Origin of the sequence: Pseudomonas leptonychotis, assembly GCF_004920405.1 — a bacterium.
GTDB classification, from domain to species: domain Bacteria; phylum Pseudomonadota; class Gammaproteobacteria; order Pseudomonadales; family Pseudomonadaceae; genus Aquipseudomonas; species Aquipseudomonas leptonychotis.
Map to the genome: position 1 here is coordinate 1,768,726 of NZ_RFLV01000001.1, position 16,931 is coordinate 1,785,656.

A 16,931-nucleotide genomic window follows, 5' to 3' on the forward strand; every position below is an offset into this window, starting at 1 on the left:
GTCATAACGGCTTACGGGCAATAATCACCTGACTTTTCGGCAACAACTGATCCAGCGCCTGCTTCATCGGTGCCGCTTCCGGCATTTTGATGATTTGGTGCCATAGCTTGGCCCAATCATTTAATAACGGCGGGTAAGGTGGTTGCACGACATCATGGGAGGTGCCTACCAGCTCGTCGCCGGTGGTTTTGGCCAGCGTCCAATACAGAAACATCCAAAAGGTCCAGAAAAAGCCGAAGGCGTCTCGGCGCACTATTTCCAGGCCGGCGTCGCTGACCAAGCGGGCAAACTCTTCGCGCTCGAATACGTGAATATGGTTCGGCCGCTCGAAGTAGTAGGCCGGCGCAAAGCCCTTTTGCATGTTCTCGCCAACTGGGTCTGGAACGGCTAGCAGGTAGAGCGCTCCGGGTTGGCCAACACGGACCAATTCACGCAAGAAAGCGGCTGGATCTTCAACGTGTTCGAGCACTTCCATGGAGATCACCCGTGACATGCTGTTAGCTGCCACCGGTAACGGAATGCTATCGGATACAAATCCTTCCGCTTTGCGTGCAGCGGTTTGCGCAACGCGAGCCCGCAAGGATTCGATTTTCTCCGGCACCACATCGGTGAACGTCACCTGGGCGCCGCGATTGGCACAAAATAGGGTGGCGCCACCGGCACCACAGCCAACGTCGAGCACGCTGTCTTCGGCGCTGACGGCAAAGCCCTTGAACAACTCGTTACTGTCGCCCAGGTACCAGCCGCTTTGCACCGCATCCACCAAACCGCAGTCACGTGAGTCAACAAAACCTGGCGAGTTGGTGGTTTCTTGCCAGATTTCATCGGTAGGACGCGGGTCGTTTTCCATTCCGGCAAGGCGCCGAAATAAGTCCTGGGGGTTCATGGCGTGGGCGCCTCTTTGAGATTCAGGAAGTGCCGTAGCCGCTCAGTGGCAACGGCCCGCGAGCAGTGGTTGCGCATACGCTCAACGGCGTTGTGTGACATTTGCGCATAGCGCTCGGGGGTTTCGGTGATGCAGTTGTAGGCTGCACGGTAAGCATCGACCAGCGATTCCCAGTCGATTTGATGGCGGCATGTGCGAAATGCCTTGCGTGCATCGTGAGACCACGCCGTGGCGTCTAGCCAGCTATCGACGACGAACGCCACTTCAGTATCGATATAGTCGACCATCGCAGAGTGGCGAGGCGCCACTGCCGGCTTACCGCAGGAGAGAAATTCCATCAGCGGCAGGCACTGCCCTTCGCCATGGGAGGCATTCACGACAAAGCTGGTGGCCTCGATTAAGGCTTCAAAATCTTTGCCTTCAAGGAAGCCTTGAACCAGCACGACGCGACACTGAAACGTGGGTAGCCGCGCCATGCACATCAGGATGTCATTCATGGCTGACTGATATTCGGCGTGCCCCAGCTTGAAAACTAACGTCGCATCCGGCTTGTCGCGAAACGCTGCGCAGAAGGCAGTCAGCATATCGACCCAGTTCTTGCGGCCGTCATAGGGGTTGAAGAGCGACGTGAACACTACTCCGGAAAGTTCGAGTTGATGTTCGCTCAGTTGCCAAAGTGGAAGCGGGGATTCGATTACGGGTTTAGCGGCGAGCGGCTCAACTTTAGGCTGACGCAGCAGCCAACGCTTGCCGGACGACATCCATTCTTGAAATAGCGCGCGCCCTACAAGATTTCGCCACTCCAGAAAATAGCGGTAAGTAATCCGCAGCAGGCTTTCCTCTCTGCTCTTAGGCAGGGTGGCGGCTTTTTGCTCAGCCGCTTCATGCTTGCGCGCCACCGCGACAGCGGAGGCCACGGATTGCTGGTCAGGCATGTAGGGCGCAAGGGATACGTCGTGAGTATCGAGCACCACACCGTTTTTTACCCGGATACACGTACGAGATGAGGCGTGCGTGAGTATCTGTCGTTCACGCAGTGCGGCGTATTTATCCCAAATCGGGGCAGGTATAGAAATGACCGGATAATTCGGCCCCATGACGGCGCTGATAGCCTCAACCGTAAGCCCGCAATGGGTAATGGCTCGGCCACAACGGCTGAGGCCAACACGCCAGTCTTGTCGGCGATCACCCAGCCAGGCTTCGTTAGGAATCGAGTCGAATTCCCAAGCCAGCACCGGGACGGTCGGGCAGCGCAGTTTCAGCTCGGTTTTGTGTGGCGGCGAAAAAGACAGAAAAACGCAGGGCTCACCGGCCGCTTTGCTTTGTGCATACAACCTGTCTATTTCTGTTTTCGGGTTCTCGACCACAGTCACTGTGCCGAGGCTTTCCAGTACGGGCAGGAACTCTTTGAGAACAAAGTAGTAGCTGTATTCCGACTGACCGAGGCTGTCACCAATTTGACGAGCAGTCACTTCGGAGTAGACAAGGAACTTCATACGTTAAGCCCCTCATCATGCGCACCTTTGTCTTGCTGGGTGCCGCTTAGGCGCAAGACTTGCTGAAGGAATACATCTAGCTCAGTACCCACTCGCTCCAGCGAACAAAAGCTGTGCATGGCAGTCCTTGCGGCGCCAGATAAGCATTGATAAGCCTCAGCCGTTTTAGTGGCGGCATAGCTCGACTGATAGGCCTCCATTAACGACTGCCAGTTGAGGCGGTTGCTGTGGGTTAACAGCATTCCGGTAGGGTCGTGTGGCCAACAGCTGGGCTCTAGGCAGCTCTTCACAATAAAAACGTAATCATCATCTACATAATCCGCCATGGCTGTATGGCCAGGGGCAATAGCCGGTTTGCCGCAGCACAGAAATTCCATCAGCGGCAGGCACAGCCCTTCGCCAGATGAGGCATTCACGTAAAAAGAACTGGCTCGGATGAGCTGCAAATACTCGGCATCTTGAAGAAACCCATGCAAGACCAGTACTCGGCAGCGAAAGGGTGAAAGCCGCGCTAATAAAGTGGCCAATACACCCCGATAAAGGTCGATGTTATGGTGGGTCATCTTCACGATCAAGGTGGCATCTGGCTCGTTCTTAAATGCCCAACAAAAAGCGCTGACCAAATCTACCCAGTTTTTTCTGCCGTCTGCCGGGTTGAGCACGGTGGTGTAAACCACGCCGTCAACCCAGATGGGTGTCGCCTGAGGCGCTGCAGGCGGCTCTTCTATTGGCGCTGGGGAGGTCGCTCTGGGCAGACGCATCTCATGCCACCAACCTTGCAGCAAGGCTTTGCTGATGCGTTTGGCTTCGGAGATGGGCCTATACGCTACATCCTCGGCATTCAAAGTGAGCGTGCGACTGTCAATGACCAAACCTGCAAATTCAAATGAGCGCGGCCCAAAGTCAGGCGCCCAGCCCGACTCTGGGCAGACCTCGGCAAACCGCGTCCACACCGGTGCTGGCAATGCGACTACTGGAAATTCAGGCCCCATGCTCTGTGCAACCAGATCAGCGGCCTCCTTGCTGGTAGCGATGGCGCCACTGGTATGGGCAAACACATAGCGCCAGTCATTCTGCGGATTGTCATCCCAGGCCACCGACGGCAGGCTGTCAAACTCCCAGGCGAACAGGGTGACGGTAGGGCATTTGAGATCGAGCGGGGTCTGATGCGGGGGGCTGACGCTGATAAAGATGACGGACTCGCCCTGAGCGCTGTAGCTGGCATGCAGCGACTCGATTTCGTCACGGCTGCGTACTTGGATGACCGTACCGAGCTGTTCTAACGCCGGCAGAAAATCTTTCATCAAGAAGAAATAGCTGTACTCGGGCTTGCCGAGTGAAGCATGGATGTCGGCTTGGCTAATTTTTGAGCTGACGAGAATAATCATCGGGTCACATATTGAATGCCGCTCAAGGCTGCAGGTTAGTGCGGGTTGAGCTGGGCCTGTTTCTTATAATTAAGCGGCAGCGGACATGAAGAATGGGCGTGCGCGCATGAGTTTTAGCGCCAGCTGCAGGGCATGCGCCGCTACACCAGCATAACCGCGCGAGTTTAAGAGGCTCGCCTCGGTTCAACAAGACGTGATTGTCTGCAATACGCAGAGTGTCCTGAGGTTCCAACCATTGTCTTGGAGTGAGTACAGGCGGTGTGCGAGCTGACAACCGGTAGGCCAGTAGCTATGTGCATAAATAGTGGCGGCTAATAGCAGCCCAATTCAGTTGGCTGCAACGCAGTTCTAGCCTGTCGGGGCAAGGAGAACCTCTAGATTTTTTTGAGATTTTTACAGGGGAATATTTTTCTGACAAGTCGATCAGGAAGGTGTTTATCCAAGTAAAAATTTGAAAAACAGGTCAGCTGTAATAGGAGTGCAATCTGTAACTGTACCTATATGCATTCACTGCACTGAAGCTGATTTAGCAGTTGTTTTATCTTCTTAATCGTATCTTTCAGGCTAAAGCACTTATGGCCAGTACAGTTGAATGTAAAGCTGGCGAAACAGTTGCAAAGCAAGCTATCTATTTGTGCTGCAATTTCATCCAGCTGTGGCTACAGCGTTCGGGCGCAAACAGCAATAATTCTCCCATCGCAATACACCACTGAGCCGCCACAAGCGGAAGGATGACCACCATGGAACGTACCCTCAGTTCCGATTTGTTCTTTGATCACAGCCAAACCACCGGCTCCAGCGGCCTGCCGCTGCGCATGCTTTCTTCTGTTCTGCAATGGCAGCGCCGTGTCGTCAGCCGCCGCCAGCTTGCTCGTCTGGACGCTCGTCTGCTTGCAGATGCGGGTATCAGCGAAGCACAGCGTCAGGCTGAACTGAGCAAGCCTTTCTGGCGCTAACTGCTGCCAGGCACCGATTTCTGCTCCTCCCTTGATGGGATTTTTGGAAGCTCCACGCCTCGTGCGCTGGGGCTTTCTTTTTATCTGCAGCCATCTGCGGAGTTGCTCATCGGTACAGTTTTCTAAAAAGAAAATGCGACCATAACAATGGCCATCTCCGTCTCCGCAGGATGTGCTTCATTTTTCATGCGTCATGGGCTCCCATCTCTCGCCTTTGATAAGAGGTTGCGCATGGGGTGGGCCTCCAGCCGTTAGGCGCGGTTACGGACTTTTTTGAATGAAGGCTCACGCGAGGTTGCCAGCGCAATCTGCGTAGCCGCAAGCAGTTCGTTCGTCTCAGTGGCGACTAATTAACAGGTGCTGGCCTCCATGAGGCACAGCGCCAGGTTGAGCTGGATAAGCCGTTGTGGCAGTGACTAGGCGTGTAATAACCCCGTTAGCATTGTCTATAATGAGGCTTGCCTGGCGGTCAGGCATTTCAGGAGCTTTCTATGAATCTAATTCACATCCTCGGCCTGGCAGCACTGTTGACGGTGTCCGCTACAGCCAGTGCGACCAGTTTTGTGGTCACCACCGATGCAGTGGTCGGTGCGGTGGGTGCTACATCGGAAGCGACTTCTGATGTGTCTTCGTCTTTTACCGATGACAAGATCGTCCTCGCTGCGCGCGATGATGCCGCTGCTTTTGTCGCCAGCCAGGGTGAGATCCGCGGGGTACGTCTAGAGGCTGCTCTGCAGCATATTCGTCAGCAGATACCTGCGCTGCATGACGATGACATGCAGTTGGCGGCTGCCATCCTCAGTCTCTGAGTGCGCCCGCCAGTGCTTGCCCAGAGCGCTGGTGGAACTGTCCGACAGATTGTCCGTCCAAGCCCATTCAATTGATCTGATGGCTGACTTTTGGAGATGAATATGCGTTCTGTCTTGCTCAGTGCCGTAGTTGCTGCCGTCTTGTTCAGCGCCGCTGCACAGGCGCAAACCTTAGTAGCGACTAGCAACATCATTGTGCGCGCGCTGGATCGCAGCTTTGACTTCACCTCGGATACCACCACGTCGGTTCGTGATTCGAAAGTCGTTTTGGCGGCGCGTGACGACGCAGCCAGTTTCGTCGCCAGCCAAGGGCAGATACGCGGTGCGCAACTGGAAGCGGCCATAGGCACTATTCGCAGCCGCGTGCCTGAAGCGCAGGGCGCCTCTGACTTGGTATTGGCCGAAGCCATTCTGGCGCTGTGAGATGGCCGTGTGCCTGGCTGCTGGTGCTGGCGTTACTGGCCAGCTCCTTTAGCCAAGCAGGACTGCGCCTGACGTTAGCTGACACGGAACTAAGCCCCTGCGAGCGCAAGGCCAGCCAGCAACTGTTGCAGGACGCGCTGGCTGCTTTGCCGCCCCACCTCAAACAGCAACTTGATCGGCACGTTAACGTTCGTTGGCGGTCACTGCCCGCGCAGGTCTATGGCCGCGCCGGGCGTTTGAGTGGCATTGAGCTCAATGCCGCCTTGTTGCCCGCGTTGAGCGATGGCAGCAGCGCTACTGCTCAGACTTCACGCCCCCATGGCACTGTGCGTCGCGAGTTGCTGGCGACCGTGCTGCACGAAATCACTCATCTATATGATCGCGCTCAACTTTGGCCGCAGACGGCGCGAACACTGCAACGCCAGTGCCGCCAGCGCGAGCAGAGCTTGGGGCTCGTTGGCCTGCCTGATCACTGCCGCGGCCAGACCGCCCGGCGCTTCACGCTCAGTGATGACCCGAACTTGCTGGATCTGGCCGGCTGGGCGCAGCAGGTCGGGCGACGCGGCGCGCGTGATGAAGAGAACCATCAGGTTGCGCGCAGCCCGGACAGCTATGAGCTGAGCAACCCGCGCGAGTTTCTCGCGGTCAACATGGAGTACTTTCTTCTCGACCCCAGCTACGCCTGCCGTCGGCCCTCGTTGGCGCGTTACCTGAGTGCGCATTTTGCTTGGACGCCAGCGAACCAGCAGCCCTGCGCCGAAAGCTTGGCCTATCTGAATGCCGGGCGCGACTTCGCTCGCCAACCCCTCGGGAGCATCGACCCGCAGCGGGTCTATCAGGTGGATTACCTGCTGGCCGAGGCCAACGATGCCCTGGCCAGTCGCTGGGGCCACAGCATGCTGCGCCTGGTCATCTGTGCGCCTGGCCGGCCGCTGGGGCCGGATTGTCGGCTGGATCTGCAGGAGCATCTGGTGCTGTCCTACCGCGCCTTTGTTGGCGACGTGCAGCTGTCCAGCTGGGATGGTTTGACCGGCGTTTATCCGTCGCGGCTGTTCGTTCTGCCGTTGGCTCAGGTGATCGAGGAGTACACCAAGGTTGAGTTGCGCAGCCTGGCCTCGGTGCCGCTCAAACTCGATCGCACGCAGCTGGAGCACATGGTCATTCGCGCCGCCGAGCAGCACTGGAGTTATGACGGTGCTTACTGGTTTATCTCCAACAACTGCGCCGTGGAAACCCTCAAGCTGCTGCGCAGCGGCAGCCAGCATCCGCGGCTGCATGCACTGGACAGCATCATGCCCAACGGTCTGCTCGACACCTTGGTGGCCCGCGACCTGGCCGACCGCAGCGTGTTGGCCGATGCGACCGAGGCTTTGCGTCTGGGTTATCGCTTTGACTCGTTCCGTGACCGCTACCAGGCCATGTTCAGCGTGCTGCAGGCACAGTTGCCGATTGAGCAGATGCAGGTTGAGGACTGGCTGACCCTGCCGGCCGAGAAACGTCAGCCCTGGTTCGCCCGCGCCGACCTGCGCACCAGCGCGGCCCTGCTATTACTCGAACAGGCGGCGTTACGCCGGCAATTGCTGTTGGCTCAGGATGAGCTCAAACGTCGCTATCTGAGTGGCCGTGACGGCGTTGACTCCACATTGAACAAGGCCGGCGGCGCGCTGCAGCAGATCCTCGCCAACAGCGGCTTTCTCAGTCGCCCGGCCGAATTGCTTGAGGGCGGTTATGGCCTGCCGCAGCCTGCCGAATGGCAGCGCCTGGAAACTGAGAGCCAGGCCCGTCAGCAGCAATTACGCCAACTCAGTGACAACCTCGACCAGGAAGTGCGCACCCTGCTGGAACCGGTGCGTCTAGTCGAACTGCATGCCACTGAAGCCAATTTGGCGCAACTGGGCACGCATCTGCGCGCCTTGCACAAGGCTGGTGGCGGCCTGCAGCTGCCCTGAGCCGGTTACTCCATGACTTCTTGATCTTCCTCAGGCAATTGCGGGTCCAGCTGCAGCCAGGGCAGCCGGCTTTGCACCCAGATATGTCGATCTGCCGGTGCCAGTTCCGGCTGGTCGAGGGTGGCGATGGTGATATCCAGGCTGTCCGGGCTGAGCGTGGTGAACAGCGTCAGGTGCGCACCGCAGATTGGGCAGAAGCTGCGCGTGCAGCTGGCTGACGAGGCGTATTCGCGTGGTGTGCCGGCCAACCAGCGAAAGCGCGTCAGCGGCACCGTAATCCAGGTGGTGACGATGCCGCCGGTGCTGCGTCGACAGGTCGAGCAATGGCAGTGCGCGATGTCCTGCAGCGGCGCTTCGAACTGATAGCGCAAGGCTCCACACTGGCAACCGCCTTGATGGATAGCGGACATTGGATTTTCCCATCGTTAGGGTCAGGTAAAGCAGCCTAATACCGACGTCTACCTTGCGTCACTTCATGCGGCTGCTCAAGATGGCGGCTTGCCTGTGGCTGGAGGTTGCCGTGCTGGAATTGTTGTTGGCCTTGTGGCCGTTGTTCGCCTTGATCGTGGCCGGGTATTACCTGCGCCGCTGGGCGTTTCCTAATGAGGCGTTCTGGCCGGGTGCCGAACGGCTGAACTACTTCGTGCTGTTCCCGGCGCTGCTGTTTAGCAGCCTGGCCACCGCACCGTTGGATAACCCGGCATTGCCGCGCCTGGCATTGGCGGTGTTGCTGGCGCTTGGTATCGCTTGGCTGGCGCTACTGCTGGTGCGGCGTTTACGTGGCTGGCCGGCGGGACGTTTTGGTGCGTTCAGCCAAGGCATTCTGCGCTTCAATACCTATTTGGGCTTGGCTGCAGTTGGCAGCCTGTTTGGCCAGGAAGGCCTGACCCTGGCGGCCATCATGCTCGCCCTGATGGTGCCGACGGTGAATGTGCTGTCGGTCTGGTCGCTGACCGCGGAACGTGGCGTCAGCGCGCGCAGCCTGTTGCTCCCGATTGCCAAGAACCCGTTGATTCTGGCCTGCCTGGGCGGTGCGCTGGTCAACTTCAGTGGCTTTGGCCTGCCGGGCGGCAGTGATCGCCTGCTTAGCCTATTGGCGGCGGCCAGCTTGCCATTAGGCCTGCTCTGTGTCGGCGCGGCGTTGAAGCCGGAGCAGTTGGGCGGTGAGATTCCGGCACTGGGTTGGAACAGCCTGCTGCGCCTGTTGATTATGCCGATGTTGGCCTGGGCGGTGGCCTATGGTCTGCAGTTGCCAGCGATGGAAAGCACGGTGCTGGTGCTGTTCTTTGCCCTGCCAACTGCGCCAACGGCCTATGTTTTGACCCGTCAGTTGGGCGGCGATAGTCAGTTGATGGCCGGCATTATCACCCTGCAAACCCTGCTGGCGGCGGCCAGTTTGCCGCTGCTGTTGTTGCTGGTGGCCGGCTGACTCAGGCGCCGCGTAAGGGCAGGCTGACGGTCGGTGCTTGGTGATGTAAATAAATTACTGTATTTATATACAGTAATTTATGGAGCCAGCCATGTCCGTTTCCCTGCCGCCGCGCGGTCGCGGTACCGCCAGTAACCCGCATAACCGCTTTGCCCCACAGCGCATTATCGCCAGCGATGATGGCTGGTTTCAGGAAATGCCGCCCAGCCGTGCCACCGAGGTGCGCGCGGAGATTGCCAAGAGCATCATCACCCGCAATCAGTCACCGGATCTGCCGTTCGACCGCTCGCTCAATCCTTATCGAGGTTGTGAACATGGCTGCATTTATTGCTACGCCAGGCCCAGTCACGCCTATTGGGATCTGTCGCCGGGGCTGGATTTCGAGACCAAGCTGATTGCCAAGAGCAACGCCGCGGCTTTGCTCGAGCAGCAGTTGAGCAAACCGGGTTATGTCTGTGCGCCGATCAATCTGGGTTCCAACACTGACCCCTATCAACCGATCGAACGCCAGCACCTGCTGACGCGCAACAGTCTCAAGGTGTTGCTCAACTATCGCCATCCCGTGACCATCATCACCAAGGGAGCGCTGATCCTGCGTGACCTCGATCTGCTGGCTGAGTTGGCGCAGCAGCGCTTGGTGGCAGTGATGATCAGCCTGACCACCCTGGATGACGAGCTCAAACGTATTCTTGAACCTCGCGCTGCTGCGCCGGCGGCACGCTTGCGGGCGATTCGCGTGCTGCGTGATAACCGCATTCCGGTCGGGGTGTTGTGCTCGCCGATGATCCCGATGATCAATGACATGGAGCTGGAGCACTTGCTGGAGGCTGCCAAGGAGGCCGGCGCGCAGAGCGCCAATTACATGTTGCTGCGTCTGCCACGCGAAGTGGCGCCGTTGTTCGAGGAGTGGCTGCACGCGCACTACCCGCAGCGCGCTACGCATGTGTTGAGCCTGATTCGTCAGAGCCGGGGCGGTGAGTTGTATGACAGTCGCTTTGGCCTGCGCTTTCGCGGTGATGGGGCGTTCGCGGAGCTGCTCGCGCAGCGTTTTGCCCTGGCCAGCAAGCGCTTGGGCCTGAATCGACGCGAAGCGTTCAACCTCGACTGCACACGCTTCTGTCCGCCGGGTGGCCAACTGGCACTACTCTGAGCCGCCATGCCTGCCTGAGCCGCTGCTGCGTTTGTGAGGGCTAGGCCAGGGTGATGGTTGCCGCTCACGTCAGCGCAGGTGAAACTGGATATGTGACTCGCTAGCGGCTGTCACTGTCGTTTTAGCAGCAGATTTTCCGGTTCACAGAGGTCAGAGCAATGCCATACAAGCATCAGTTGATCCCGTTGCAGGGGCGTACAGGCAGTGAAAGTGCCGAGGAGGCGCTGCAGAGCATCGTGGATGGCTTCAAGCGCTTTCGCACTGAGGTATTCCCGCAGCAGGAAGAACTGTTCAAAAAGTTGGCCACTGCACAAAACCCGCGCGCCATGTTTATCACCTGCGCCGATTCGCGGGTGGTGCCTGAGTTGATCACGCAAAGCTCACCGGGCGACCTGTTCGTCAGCCGCAATGTTGGCAACGTGGTGCCGCCCTACGGGCAGATGATGGGCGGGGTTTCCACTGCGATCGAGTACGCGGTGATGGCCCTGGGCGTGCAGCACATCATCATTTGCGGGCACTCGGATTGCGGCGCGATGAAAGCCGTACTCGACCCCTCGGGCCTGGAACGCATGCCCACGGTAAAGGCCTGGTTGCGCCATGCCGAAGTGGCCAGGACAGTGGTAGCGGACAACTGCGGCTGCGCCGATCACACCACGCTGGGCATCCTCACCGAGGAGAACGTGGTGGCGCAACTTGATCACCTGCGCACCCACCCCTCGGTGGCATCGCGCATGGCCTGTGGCCAGGTATTTATCCATGGCTGGGTGTATGACATTGAGACCAGCGAGATTAAGGCTTACGACGCCGAGAAAGGTGAGTTCCGCCTGATCGGCGACGGCCCGCTGCCGATGGCCACGCCACGTCCGCGCTACCTGCCGAGTAACTAATCGGCAGTCGCGCGGACTGGGGTTTTAACATCTGTTAGCCCGTCGCGCGGGTTTCATCCAACTGTAACTCCACCCCGAGCTGGCGTGACAGGCACGGCCAGCGCAGCCAGGCAGCCTCGGTTTGTGGGTTGTGCAGACGCTCACGGTAGGCCAGCACCGAGTCCTGGGCAAAGCTGGCGTCATCCAGCATGCCCTCTACGGCATGGTGCACCGCCTCATCCAGCTGGTTGGCGAAGGGCTCGCCGATCAGTTGGTGGACGATCAGGTTGGCCACTGTGGTGTCCAGCGGGATCAGCGGTGCGCCCAAGTGGGCGATATAGCGATCATTCACTTCCTCGACCAGGCGGTGGGCCAGGTAGGCCTCGTCGAGCAACCCTTCAAGCCCTTCATGCCCGGCCATCAACGCGGGCGGCTGCAGAAAGAATTGCTCGGCCACTTGCAGCACCGGCTTTATCTGCGCCTCGATCCCCGCTTCCTGGGCGACCTGCTGGGCGGCCTGCAACAGCTCAGGTACCTGTTCGATATAGGCGCTGACAAAACGCTGCAACACATCCTGGGTGTCTTCATTGGGCAGTCGGATAGAGGGGTGCAGTTGCCCTACATGTGCCTGCATCTGACTGGCCAAGTGACCTGTACGAGTTTCGTGTTGGTGCGCACGCTGAATCAGTGCCTGCAAAGCGGAGATATTCATGACTACTCCTGAGGTAAGGACATGGGCGAGAACCATAGCTGGCTCAGCACATCGGCTAAGACCCAATTGTCATAATTATTAAACAGTTATGCGAGACGGCTATATGCAGGGGCCGTCTCCTTGGCCTATCCCACGGCAGCCGCGGTGTTTAGCGCCTGCCTTACAGTGCGTTGCTCATTTCAGTTTTCGCGTTGCCAGCGGCAAGTCCGTGTCTATACTCGAACTCGAAAGGCAGTACCTGATAACTCCGAATCAGCTGTGGCATGGACAGCCCTCGCAGGCATTTTTCAGCGTAAAAATGTGTGATGACTGAGCCACTGACCGATTCGGCGGGATAACAAGAAAAATTAAGGGGAACCCGCAATGATGCGACATCCACGAGTCTGGATGGGCCTCCTGTTGTGGTTGGTATTCAGCTCGGCGCAGGCCAGCTGGGGCATCAATATGACGCCTGGAGCCACCGAGGTCAGCCGCTCAGTATTCGATTTGCACATGACCATCTTCTGGATCTGCGTCGTCATCGGCGTGATCGTGTTTGGTGCCATGTTCTGGTCGATGCTCGTCCACCGCCGCTCCACCGGTCAGCAGCCGGCACATTTCCATGAAAGCACCACAGTCGAGATTCTCTGGACGGTTGTACCGTTGGTGATTCTGGTGCTGATGGCCATACCCGCGACCAAAACCTTGATTGAAATCTATGATTCCAGCGAATCGGAGCTGGATATTCAGATCACCGGTTATCAGTGGAAATGGCACTACAAGTACCTGGGTGAGGATGTTGAGTTCTTCAGCAACCTCACCACCCCCAAAGACCAGATCAACAACAAGGCGACCAAGGGTGAGCATTACCTTTTGGAGGTTGATGAGCCATTGGTGGTCCCGGTTGGCACCAAGGTGCGCTTCCTGATTACCGCCGCCGATGTGATCCATTCCTGGTGGGTACCGGCTCTGGCCGTGAAGAAGGATGCCATCCCCGGCTTTATCAACGAATCCTGGACCCGCATCGATGAGCCTGGCCTCTACCGTGGCCAGTGCACCGAGCTGTGCGGTAAAGATCATGGCTTTATGCCGATTGTGGTCGAGGCGAAGTCGAAAGAGGATTACGCCGCCTGGTTGGCCGAGCGCAAACAATTGGCTATGGCCGAGAAGGAGCTGACCAGTAAGGAATGGACCCTGGATGAGCTGATGGTGCGCGGTGAGAAGGCTTACAACACGGCCTGCGTGGCTTGTCACCAAGCGAGTGGCGAGGGTCTGCCGCCGATGTTCCCATCACTGAAAGGCTCGGCTATTGCCACCGGTCCGGCTGCGGGTCATATCGGCATCGTGGTCAACGGCAAGCCAGGCACCTCAATGGCCGCCTTTGGTAAGCAACTCTCGGAAGTCGATATCGCCGCGATCATCACCTACGAACGCAATGCCTGGGGCAATGCGGTAGGCGACATGGTCACGCCGAAAGACATCCTCGCGTTCAAACAGGCTCAGGAGTAAGGACATGAGTGCAGTGATCGACCACGGTCATGCCGGGCATGACCATCACCACGGCCCGGCCAAAGGCCTGATGCGCTGGGTGTTGACCACCAACCATAAAGACATCGGCACCATGTACCTGTGGTTCAGCTTCGCCATGTTCCTGTTGGGCGGCAGCATGGCCATGGTGATTCGTGCCGAGTTGTTCCAGCCGGGCCTGCAGATTGTGCAGCCGGAGTTCTTCAATCAAATGACCACCATGCACGGCCTGATCATGGTCTTCGGTGCGGTGATGCCAGCTTTCGTCGGCCTCGCCAACTGGATGATCCCGTTGATGATTGGCGCGCCGGATATGGCCTTGCCGCGCATGAACAACTTCAGCTTTTGGCTGCTGCCGGCCGCGTTCACCATGTTGGTCAGTACGCTGTTTATGGAGGGTGGTGGGCCGAACTTCGGCTGGACCTTCTATGCGCCGCTGTCGACCACCTATGCACCGGAGTCGGTGACCTTCTTTATCTTCGCCATTCACCTGATGGGTTTCAGTTCGATCATGGGGGCGATCAACGTGGTCGCCACCATTCTCAATCTGCGCGCCCCTGGCATGACGTTGATGAAGATGCCGCTGTTCGTCTGGACCTGGTTGATTACGGCGTTCTTGTTGATCGCGGTGATGCCAGTACTGGCTGGGGTGGTGACCATGATGTTGATGGATATCCACTTCGGTACCAGCTTCTTCAGCGCCGCCGGTGGTGGTGATCCGGTGTTGTTCCAGCATGTGTTCTGGTTCTTCGGTCACCCCGAGGTGTACATCATGATCCTGCCGGCATTCGGCGCGGTCAGTGCAATCATCCCAGCGTTCGCCCGCAAGCCGCTGTTTGGTTACACCTCGATGGTCTACGCCACGGCTTCGATTGCCTTCCTGTCGTTTATCGTCTGGGCGCATCACATGTTCACGGTGGGGATTCCCCTCACTGGCGAGCTGTTCTTTATGTACGCCACCTTGCTGATCGCCGTGCCCACCGGGGTCAAGGTGTTCAACTGGGCGAGTACCATGTGGCGGGGTTCGATGACCTTCGAGACGCCCATGCTGTTCGCCGTGGCGTTCGTCATCCTATTCACCATCGGTGGTTTCTCCGGGCTGATGCTGGCCATCGCGCCGGCGGACTTCCAGTACCACGACACCTACTTTGTGGTGGCGCACTTCCACTACGTGCTGGTGCCTGGGGCGATCTTCGGCATCTTTGCGTCGGCCTATTTCTGGCTGCCGAAGTGGACCGGGCATATGTATGACGAGACCCTCGGCAAGCTGCATTTCTGGATGAGTTTTATCGGCATGAACATGGCGTTCTTCCCGATGCACTTCGTCGGCCTTGCCGGCATGCCGCGGCGGATTCCCGACTACAACATGATGTTTGCCAACTTCAACATGGTGTCGAGCATTGGCGCCTTTATGTTCGGTGCGACCCAGTTGTTGTTCCTGTTTATCGTCATCAAGTGCATTCGTGGTGGCAAAGCCGCACCGGCCAAACCCTGGGATGGGGCTGAAGGGCTGGAGTGGACAATACCGTCACCGGCGCCTTACCACACCTTCCAGACTCCACCGGATGTGAAATAAGGACATGTGCAAATGAGCGAAGCCTTGTCGACTCGCCGCCTGGTTATCCGCCTCTGCGTGGTGGTGGTGGCTATGTTCGGCTTTGGTTTCGCTCTGGTGCCGATCTATGACGTGATGTGCCAGGCCTTCGGCATCAACGGTAAAACTGCCGGCGTGTACGAGGGCCAGCAGGCGGTGGACGAGCAGCGCCAGGTGCGTGTGCAGTTCTTGGCCACCAATGCCGCGGATATGGTGTGGGAGTTTGGCCCCCAAGCTGACGAGGTCGTGGTGCACCCAGGTGACAGTACGCAAATGCTGTTTGTTGCCTACAACCCCACCGACAAACCGATGACCGCCCAGGCAATCCCCAGCGTGGCACCGTCCAAGGCTGCCGCTTACTTTCACAAGACTGAATGCTTTTGCTTTACCCAACAGGTACTGCAACCCGGCGAGCGCATCGAAATGCCGGTGCGCTTTATCGTCGATAGAGACTTACCGGCAGATGTTCGCCACCTAACGCTGGCTTACACCTTGTTTGATGTCACCGCGCGCAAACCGCCGGTGGCGCAAGTGACCCTTACCCGGGCGGCTCCATAAGGAGAACAATAAATGTCGAGTCACGAAACGCACGAAAGCTATTACGTCCCGGCCCAGAGTAAGTGGCCGATTATTGCCACCTTGGGCATGCTGGTGTCGGTTTACGGCGTTGGCACCTGGTTCAACGACATGAAGGCCGATCGCGCCGACTCCAACGGTCCGCTGATTTTTTTTATCGGTGGGCTGTTCCTCGCCTACATGCTGTTTGGCTGGTTCGGCAATGTGATCAAAGAAAGCCGCTCAGGCATGTACAGCCCGCAGATGGATCGCTCGTTCCGCTGGGGCATGAGCTGGTTCATCTTCTCCGAGGTGATGTTTTTTGCCGCTTTCTTCGGCGTGCTGTTTTATGTGCGCACCTGGGCCGGCCCGTGGCTCGGTGGCGAAGGCGACAAGGGCATCGCCAACATGCTCTGGCCAGGCTTTGAATACACCTGGCCGCTGCTCAATACCCCGGACCCGAAGCTCTTCCCGGCGCCGAGCGGCACCATTAGTGCGTGGGGCTTGCCGCTGATCAACACCATCTTGCTGGTGACCTCCAGCTTTACCCTGACCTTTGCTCACCATGCCTTGCGCAAGAATCACCGCAAGCCGCTGACCTTGTGGCTGGCCCTAACAGTGATTCTGGGCATTGCCTTTCTGGTGTTACAGGTCGAGGAATATATCCACGCCTATACCGAGTTGGGGCTGACGTTGGGTTCGGGCATTTATGGCGCGACGTTCTTCATGCTTACCGGCTTTCACGGTGCTCACGTAACCCTGGGTGCGTTGATGCTGAGCATCATGTTGATTCGGGTTATTCGCGGTCATTTCACCCCAGATAAGCACTTCGGCTTCGAGGCGGCGGCCTGGTATTGGCACTTCGTCGATGTGGTTTGGCTTGGTCTGTTCGTCTTCGTCTATGTGCTGTGAAGCGCTGTTTACCAGGTGACATGTGAGACCAGTTGGCCCGTGTAGAAGCCCCAGGTAATGAGGGCGACGGTTAAGGCGGTGAGGGTCACGCGCACAGTCAGCGCGTTGACCACCCGGGAGGTTCGACCTTCATCCTTGACCAGAAAAAACAGGCCACTGAATAGGCTGACCAGAGTGGCCAGGAGGAAAAGGACGATCGCGGCCTTGAGCATGCGTGACTCCCATGTGTGACTTCGGGGGAAGGGAAATGCGGTCTAGCTGCAGTATAGCCAGCTTGCACAGGGCTTTTGGGAGGTCGGC

General features: G+C 58.0%; 17 protein-coding genes. 11 read left to right on the forward strand and 6 right to left on the reverse strand.

Annotated elements, in window-relative coordinates; all coding sequences use genetic code 11:
* Nucleotide 1 precedes the first annotated feature (1 nt).
* From D8779_RS08020 to D8779_RS08030, 3 genes are read right to left on the reverse strand one after another with little or no spacing between them, the layout of a single operon-like run.
* Nucleotides 2–886: a class I SAM-dependent methyltransferase gene (locus D8779_RS08020; protein WP_240789699.1), complete on the reverse strand. Its 885-nt coding sequence runs from the start codon at nt 884–886 to the stop codon at nt 2–4.
* On the reverse strand, nt 883–2,382 hold the full coding sequence (locus tag D8779_RS08025) for a glycosyltransferase (protein ID WP_136663887.1): 1,500 nt from the start codon (nt 2,380–2,382) through the stop codon (nt 883–885). The genes D8779_RS08020 and D8779_RS08025 overlap by 4 nt, the downstream gene beginning before the upstream one ends.
* Nucleotides 2,379–3,770, reverse strand: coding sequence for a glycosyltransferase (locus D8779_RS08030; RefSeq protein WP_136663888.1), 1,392 nt, complete (start codon nt 3,768–3,770; stop codon nt 2,379–2,381). Before D8779_RS08030 ends, D8779_RS08025 begins: the two co-directional genes overlap by 4 nt.
* 740 nt (nt 3,771–4,510) lie before the next feature.
* On the opposite strand from D8779_RS08030, the gene D8779_RS08035 reads away from it, so the two are divergent.
* From D8779_RS08035 to D8779_RS08050, 4 genes are all read left to right on the forward strand, one after another.
* Complete coding sequence (locus D8779_RS08035) at nt 4,511–4,726, forward strand: DUF1127 domain-containing protein (RefSeq protein WP_136663889.1); 216 nt, start codon at nt 4,511–4,513, stop codon at nt 4,724–4,726.
* Between the two features lie 491 nt (nt 4,727–5,217).
* The gene (locus D8779_RS08040; RefSeq protein WP_136663890.1) at nt 5,218–5,535 is read left to right on the forward strand and encodes a DUF2388 domain-containing protein; all 318 of its coding nucleotides are present in this window, start codon (nt 5,218–5,220) and stop codon (nt 5,533–5,535) included.
* 102 nt (nt 5,536–5,637) lie between these two features.
* A complete protein-coding gene (locus D8779_RS08045) occupies nt 5,638–5,958 on the forward strand; it encodes a DUF2388 domain-containing protein (RefSeq protein WP_136663891.1) in 321 nt (106 codons plus the stop codon).
* On the forward strand, nt 5,955–7,907 hold the full coding sequence (locus D8779_RS08050) for a DUF7844 domain-containing protein (RefSeq protein ID WP_136663892.1): 1,953 nt from the start codon (nt 5,955–5,957) through the stop codon (nt 7,905–7,907). The genes D8779_RS08045 and D8779_RS08050 overlap by 4 nt, the downstream gene beginning before the upstream one ends.
* Nucleotides 7,908–7,912: 5 nt before the next feature.
* On the opposite strand, the gene D8779_RS08055 is transcribed toward D8779_RS08050, so the two are convergent.
* The gene (locus D8779_RS08055; RefSeq protein WP_136663893.1) at nt 7,913–8,317 is read right to left on the reverse strand and encodes a GFA family protein; all 405 of its coding nucleotides are present in this window, start codon (nt 8,315–8,317) and stop codon (nt 7,913–7,915) included.
* An 80-nt stretch (nt 8,318–8,397) separates the two neighbouring features.
* Here D8779_RS08055 and D8779_RS08060 point away from each other — a divergent pair, with 80 nt between their 5' ends.
* From D8779_RS08060 to D8779_RS08070, 3 genes are all read left to right on the forward strand, one after another.
* Entirely contained in the window at nt 8,398–9,336 is a 939-nt protein-coding gene (locus D8779_RS08060) for an AEC family transporter (protein ID WP_167492566.1), read from the forward strand.
* A gap of 91 nt (nt 9,337–9,427) precedes the next feature.
* Nucleotides 9,428–10,486, forward strand: a complete 1,059-nt coding sequence (locus D8779_RS08065; RefSeq protein ID WP_136663894.1) for a PA0069 family radical SAM protein — start codon at nt 9,428–9,430, stop codon at nt 10,484–10,486.
* A gap of 158 nt (nt 10,487–10,644) precedes the next feature.
* The gene (locus D8779_RS08070) at nt 10,645–11,373 is read left to right on the forward strand and encodes a carbonic anhydrase (protein ID WP_136663895.1); all 729 of its coding nucleotides are present in this window, start codon (nt 10,645–10,647) and stop codon (nt 11,371–11,373) included.
* Between the two features lie 34 nt (nt 11,374–11,407).
* Here D8779_RS08070 and D8779_RS08075 read toward each other — a convergent pair whose 3' ends face one another.
* Nucleotides 11,408–12,064 carry a hypothetical protein gene (locus D8779_RS08075; RefSeq protein WP_136663896.1) on the reverse strand — a complete coding sequence of 219 codons (657 nt, stop codon included), beginning with the start codon at nt 12,062–12,064 and terminating at the stop codon, nt 11,408–11,410.
* 363 nt (nt 12,065–12,427) lie between these two features.
* Here D8779_RS08075 and coxB point away from each other — a divergent pair, with 363 nt between their 5' ends.
* From coxB to D8779_RS08095, 4 genes are read left to right on the forward strand one after another with little or no spacing between them, the layout of a single operon-like run.
* Nucleotides 12,428–13,552, forward strand: a complete 1,125-nt coding sequence (coxB, locus tag D8779_RS08080) for a cytochrome c oxidase subunit II (RefSeq protein ID WP_167492543.1) — start codon at nt 12,428–12,430, stop codon at nt 13,550–13,552.
* 4 nt (nt 13,553–13,556) lie between these two features.
* A complete protein-coding gene (gene ctaD / locus D8779_RS08085) occupies nt 13,557–15,146 on the forward strand; it encodes a cytochrome c oxidase subunit I (protein WP_136663898.1) in 1,590 nt (529 codons plus the stop codon).
* Between the two features lie 12 nt (nt 15,147–15,158).
* Entirely contained in the window at nt 15,159–15,722 is a 564-nt protein-coding gene (locus D8779_RS08090; protein WP_136663899.1) for a cytochrome c oxidase assembly protein, read from the forward strand.
* A gap of 12 nt (nt 15,723–15,734) precedes the next feature.
* Complete coding sequence (locus tag D8779_RS08095) at nt 15,735–16,631, forward strand: cytochrome c oxidase subunit 3 (protein ID WP_136663900.1); 897 nt, start codon at nt 15,735–15,737, stop codon at nt 16,629–16,631.
* A gap of 8 nt (nt 16,632–16,639) precedes the next feature.
* Here D8779_RS08095 and D8779_RS08100 read toward each other — a convergent pair whose 3' ends face one another.
* Nucleotides 16,640–16,843: a twin transmembrane helix small protein gene (locus D8779_RS08100; RefSeq protein WP_136663901.1), complete on the reverse strand. Its 204-nt coding sequence runs from the start codon at nt 16,841–16,843 to the stop codon at nt 16,640–16,642.
* Between the last annotated feature and the right edge of the window lie 88 nt (nt 16,844–16,931).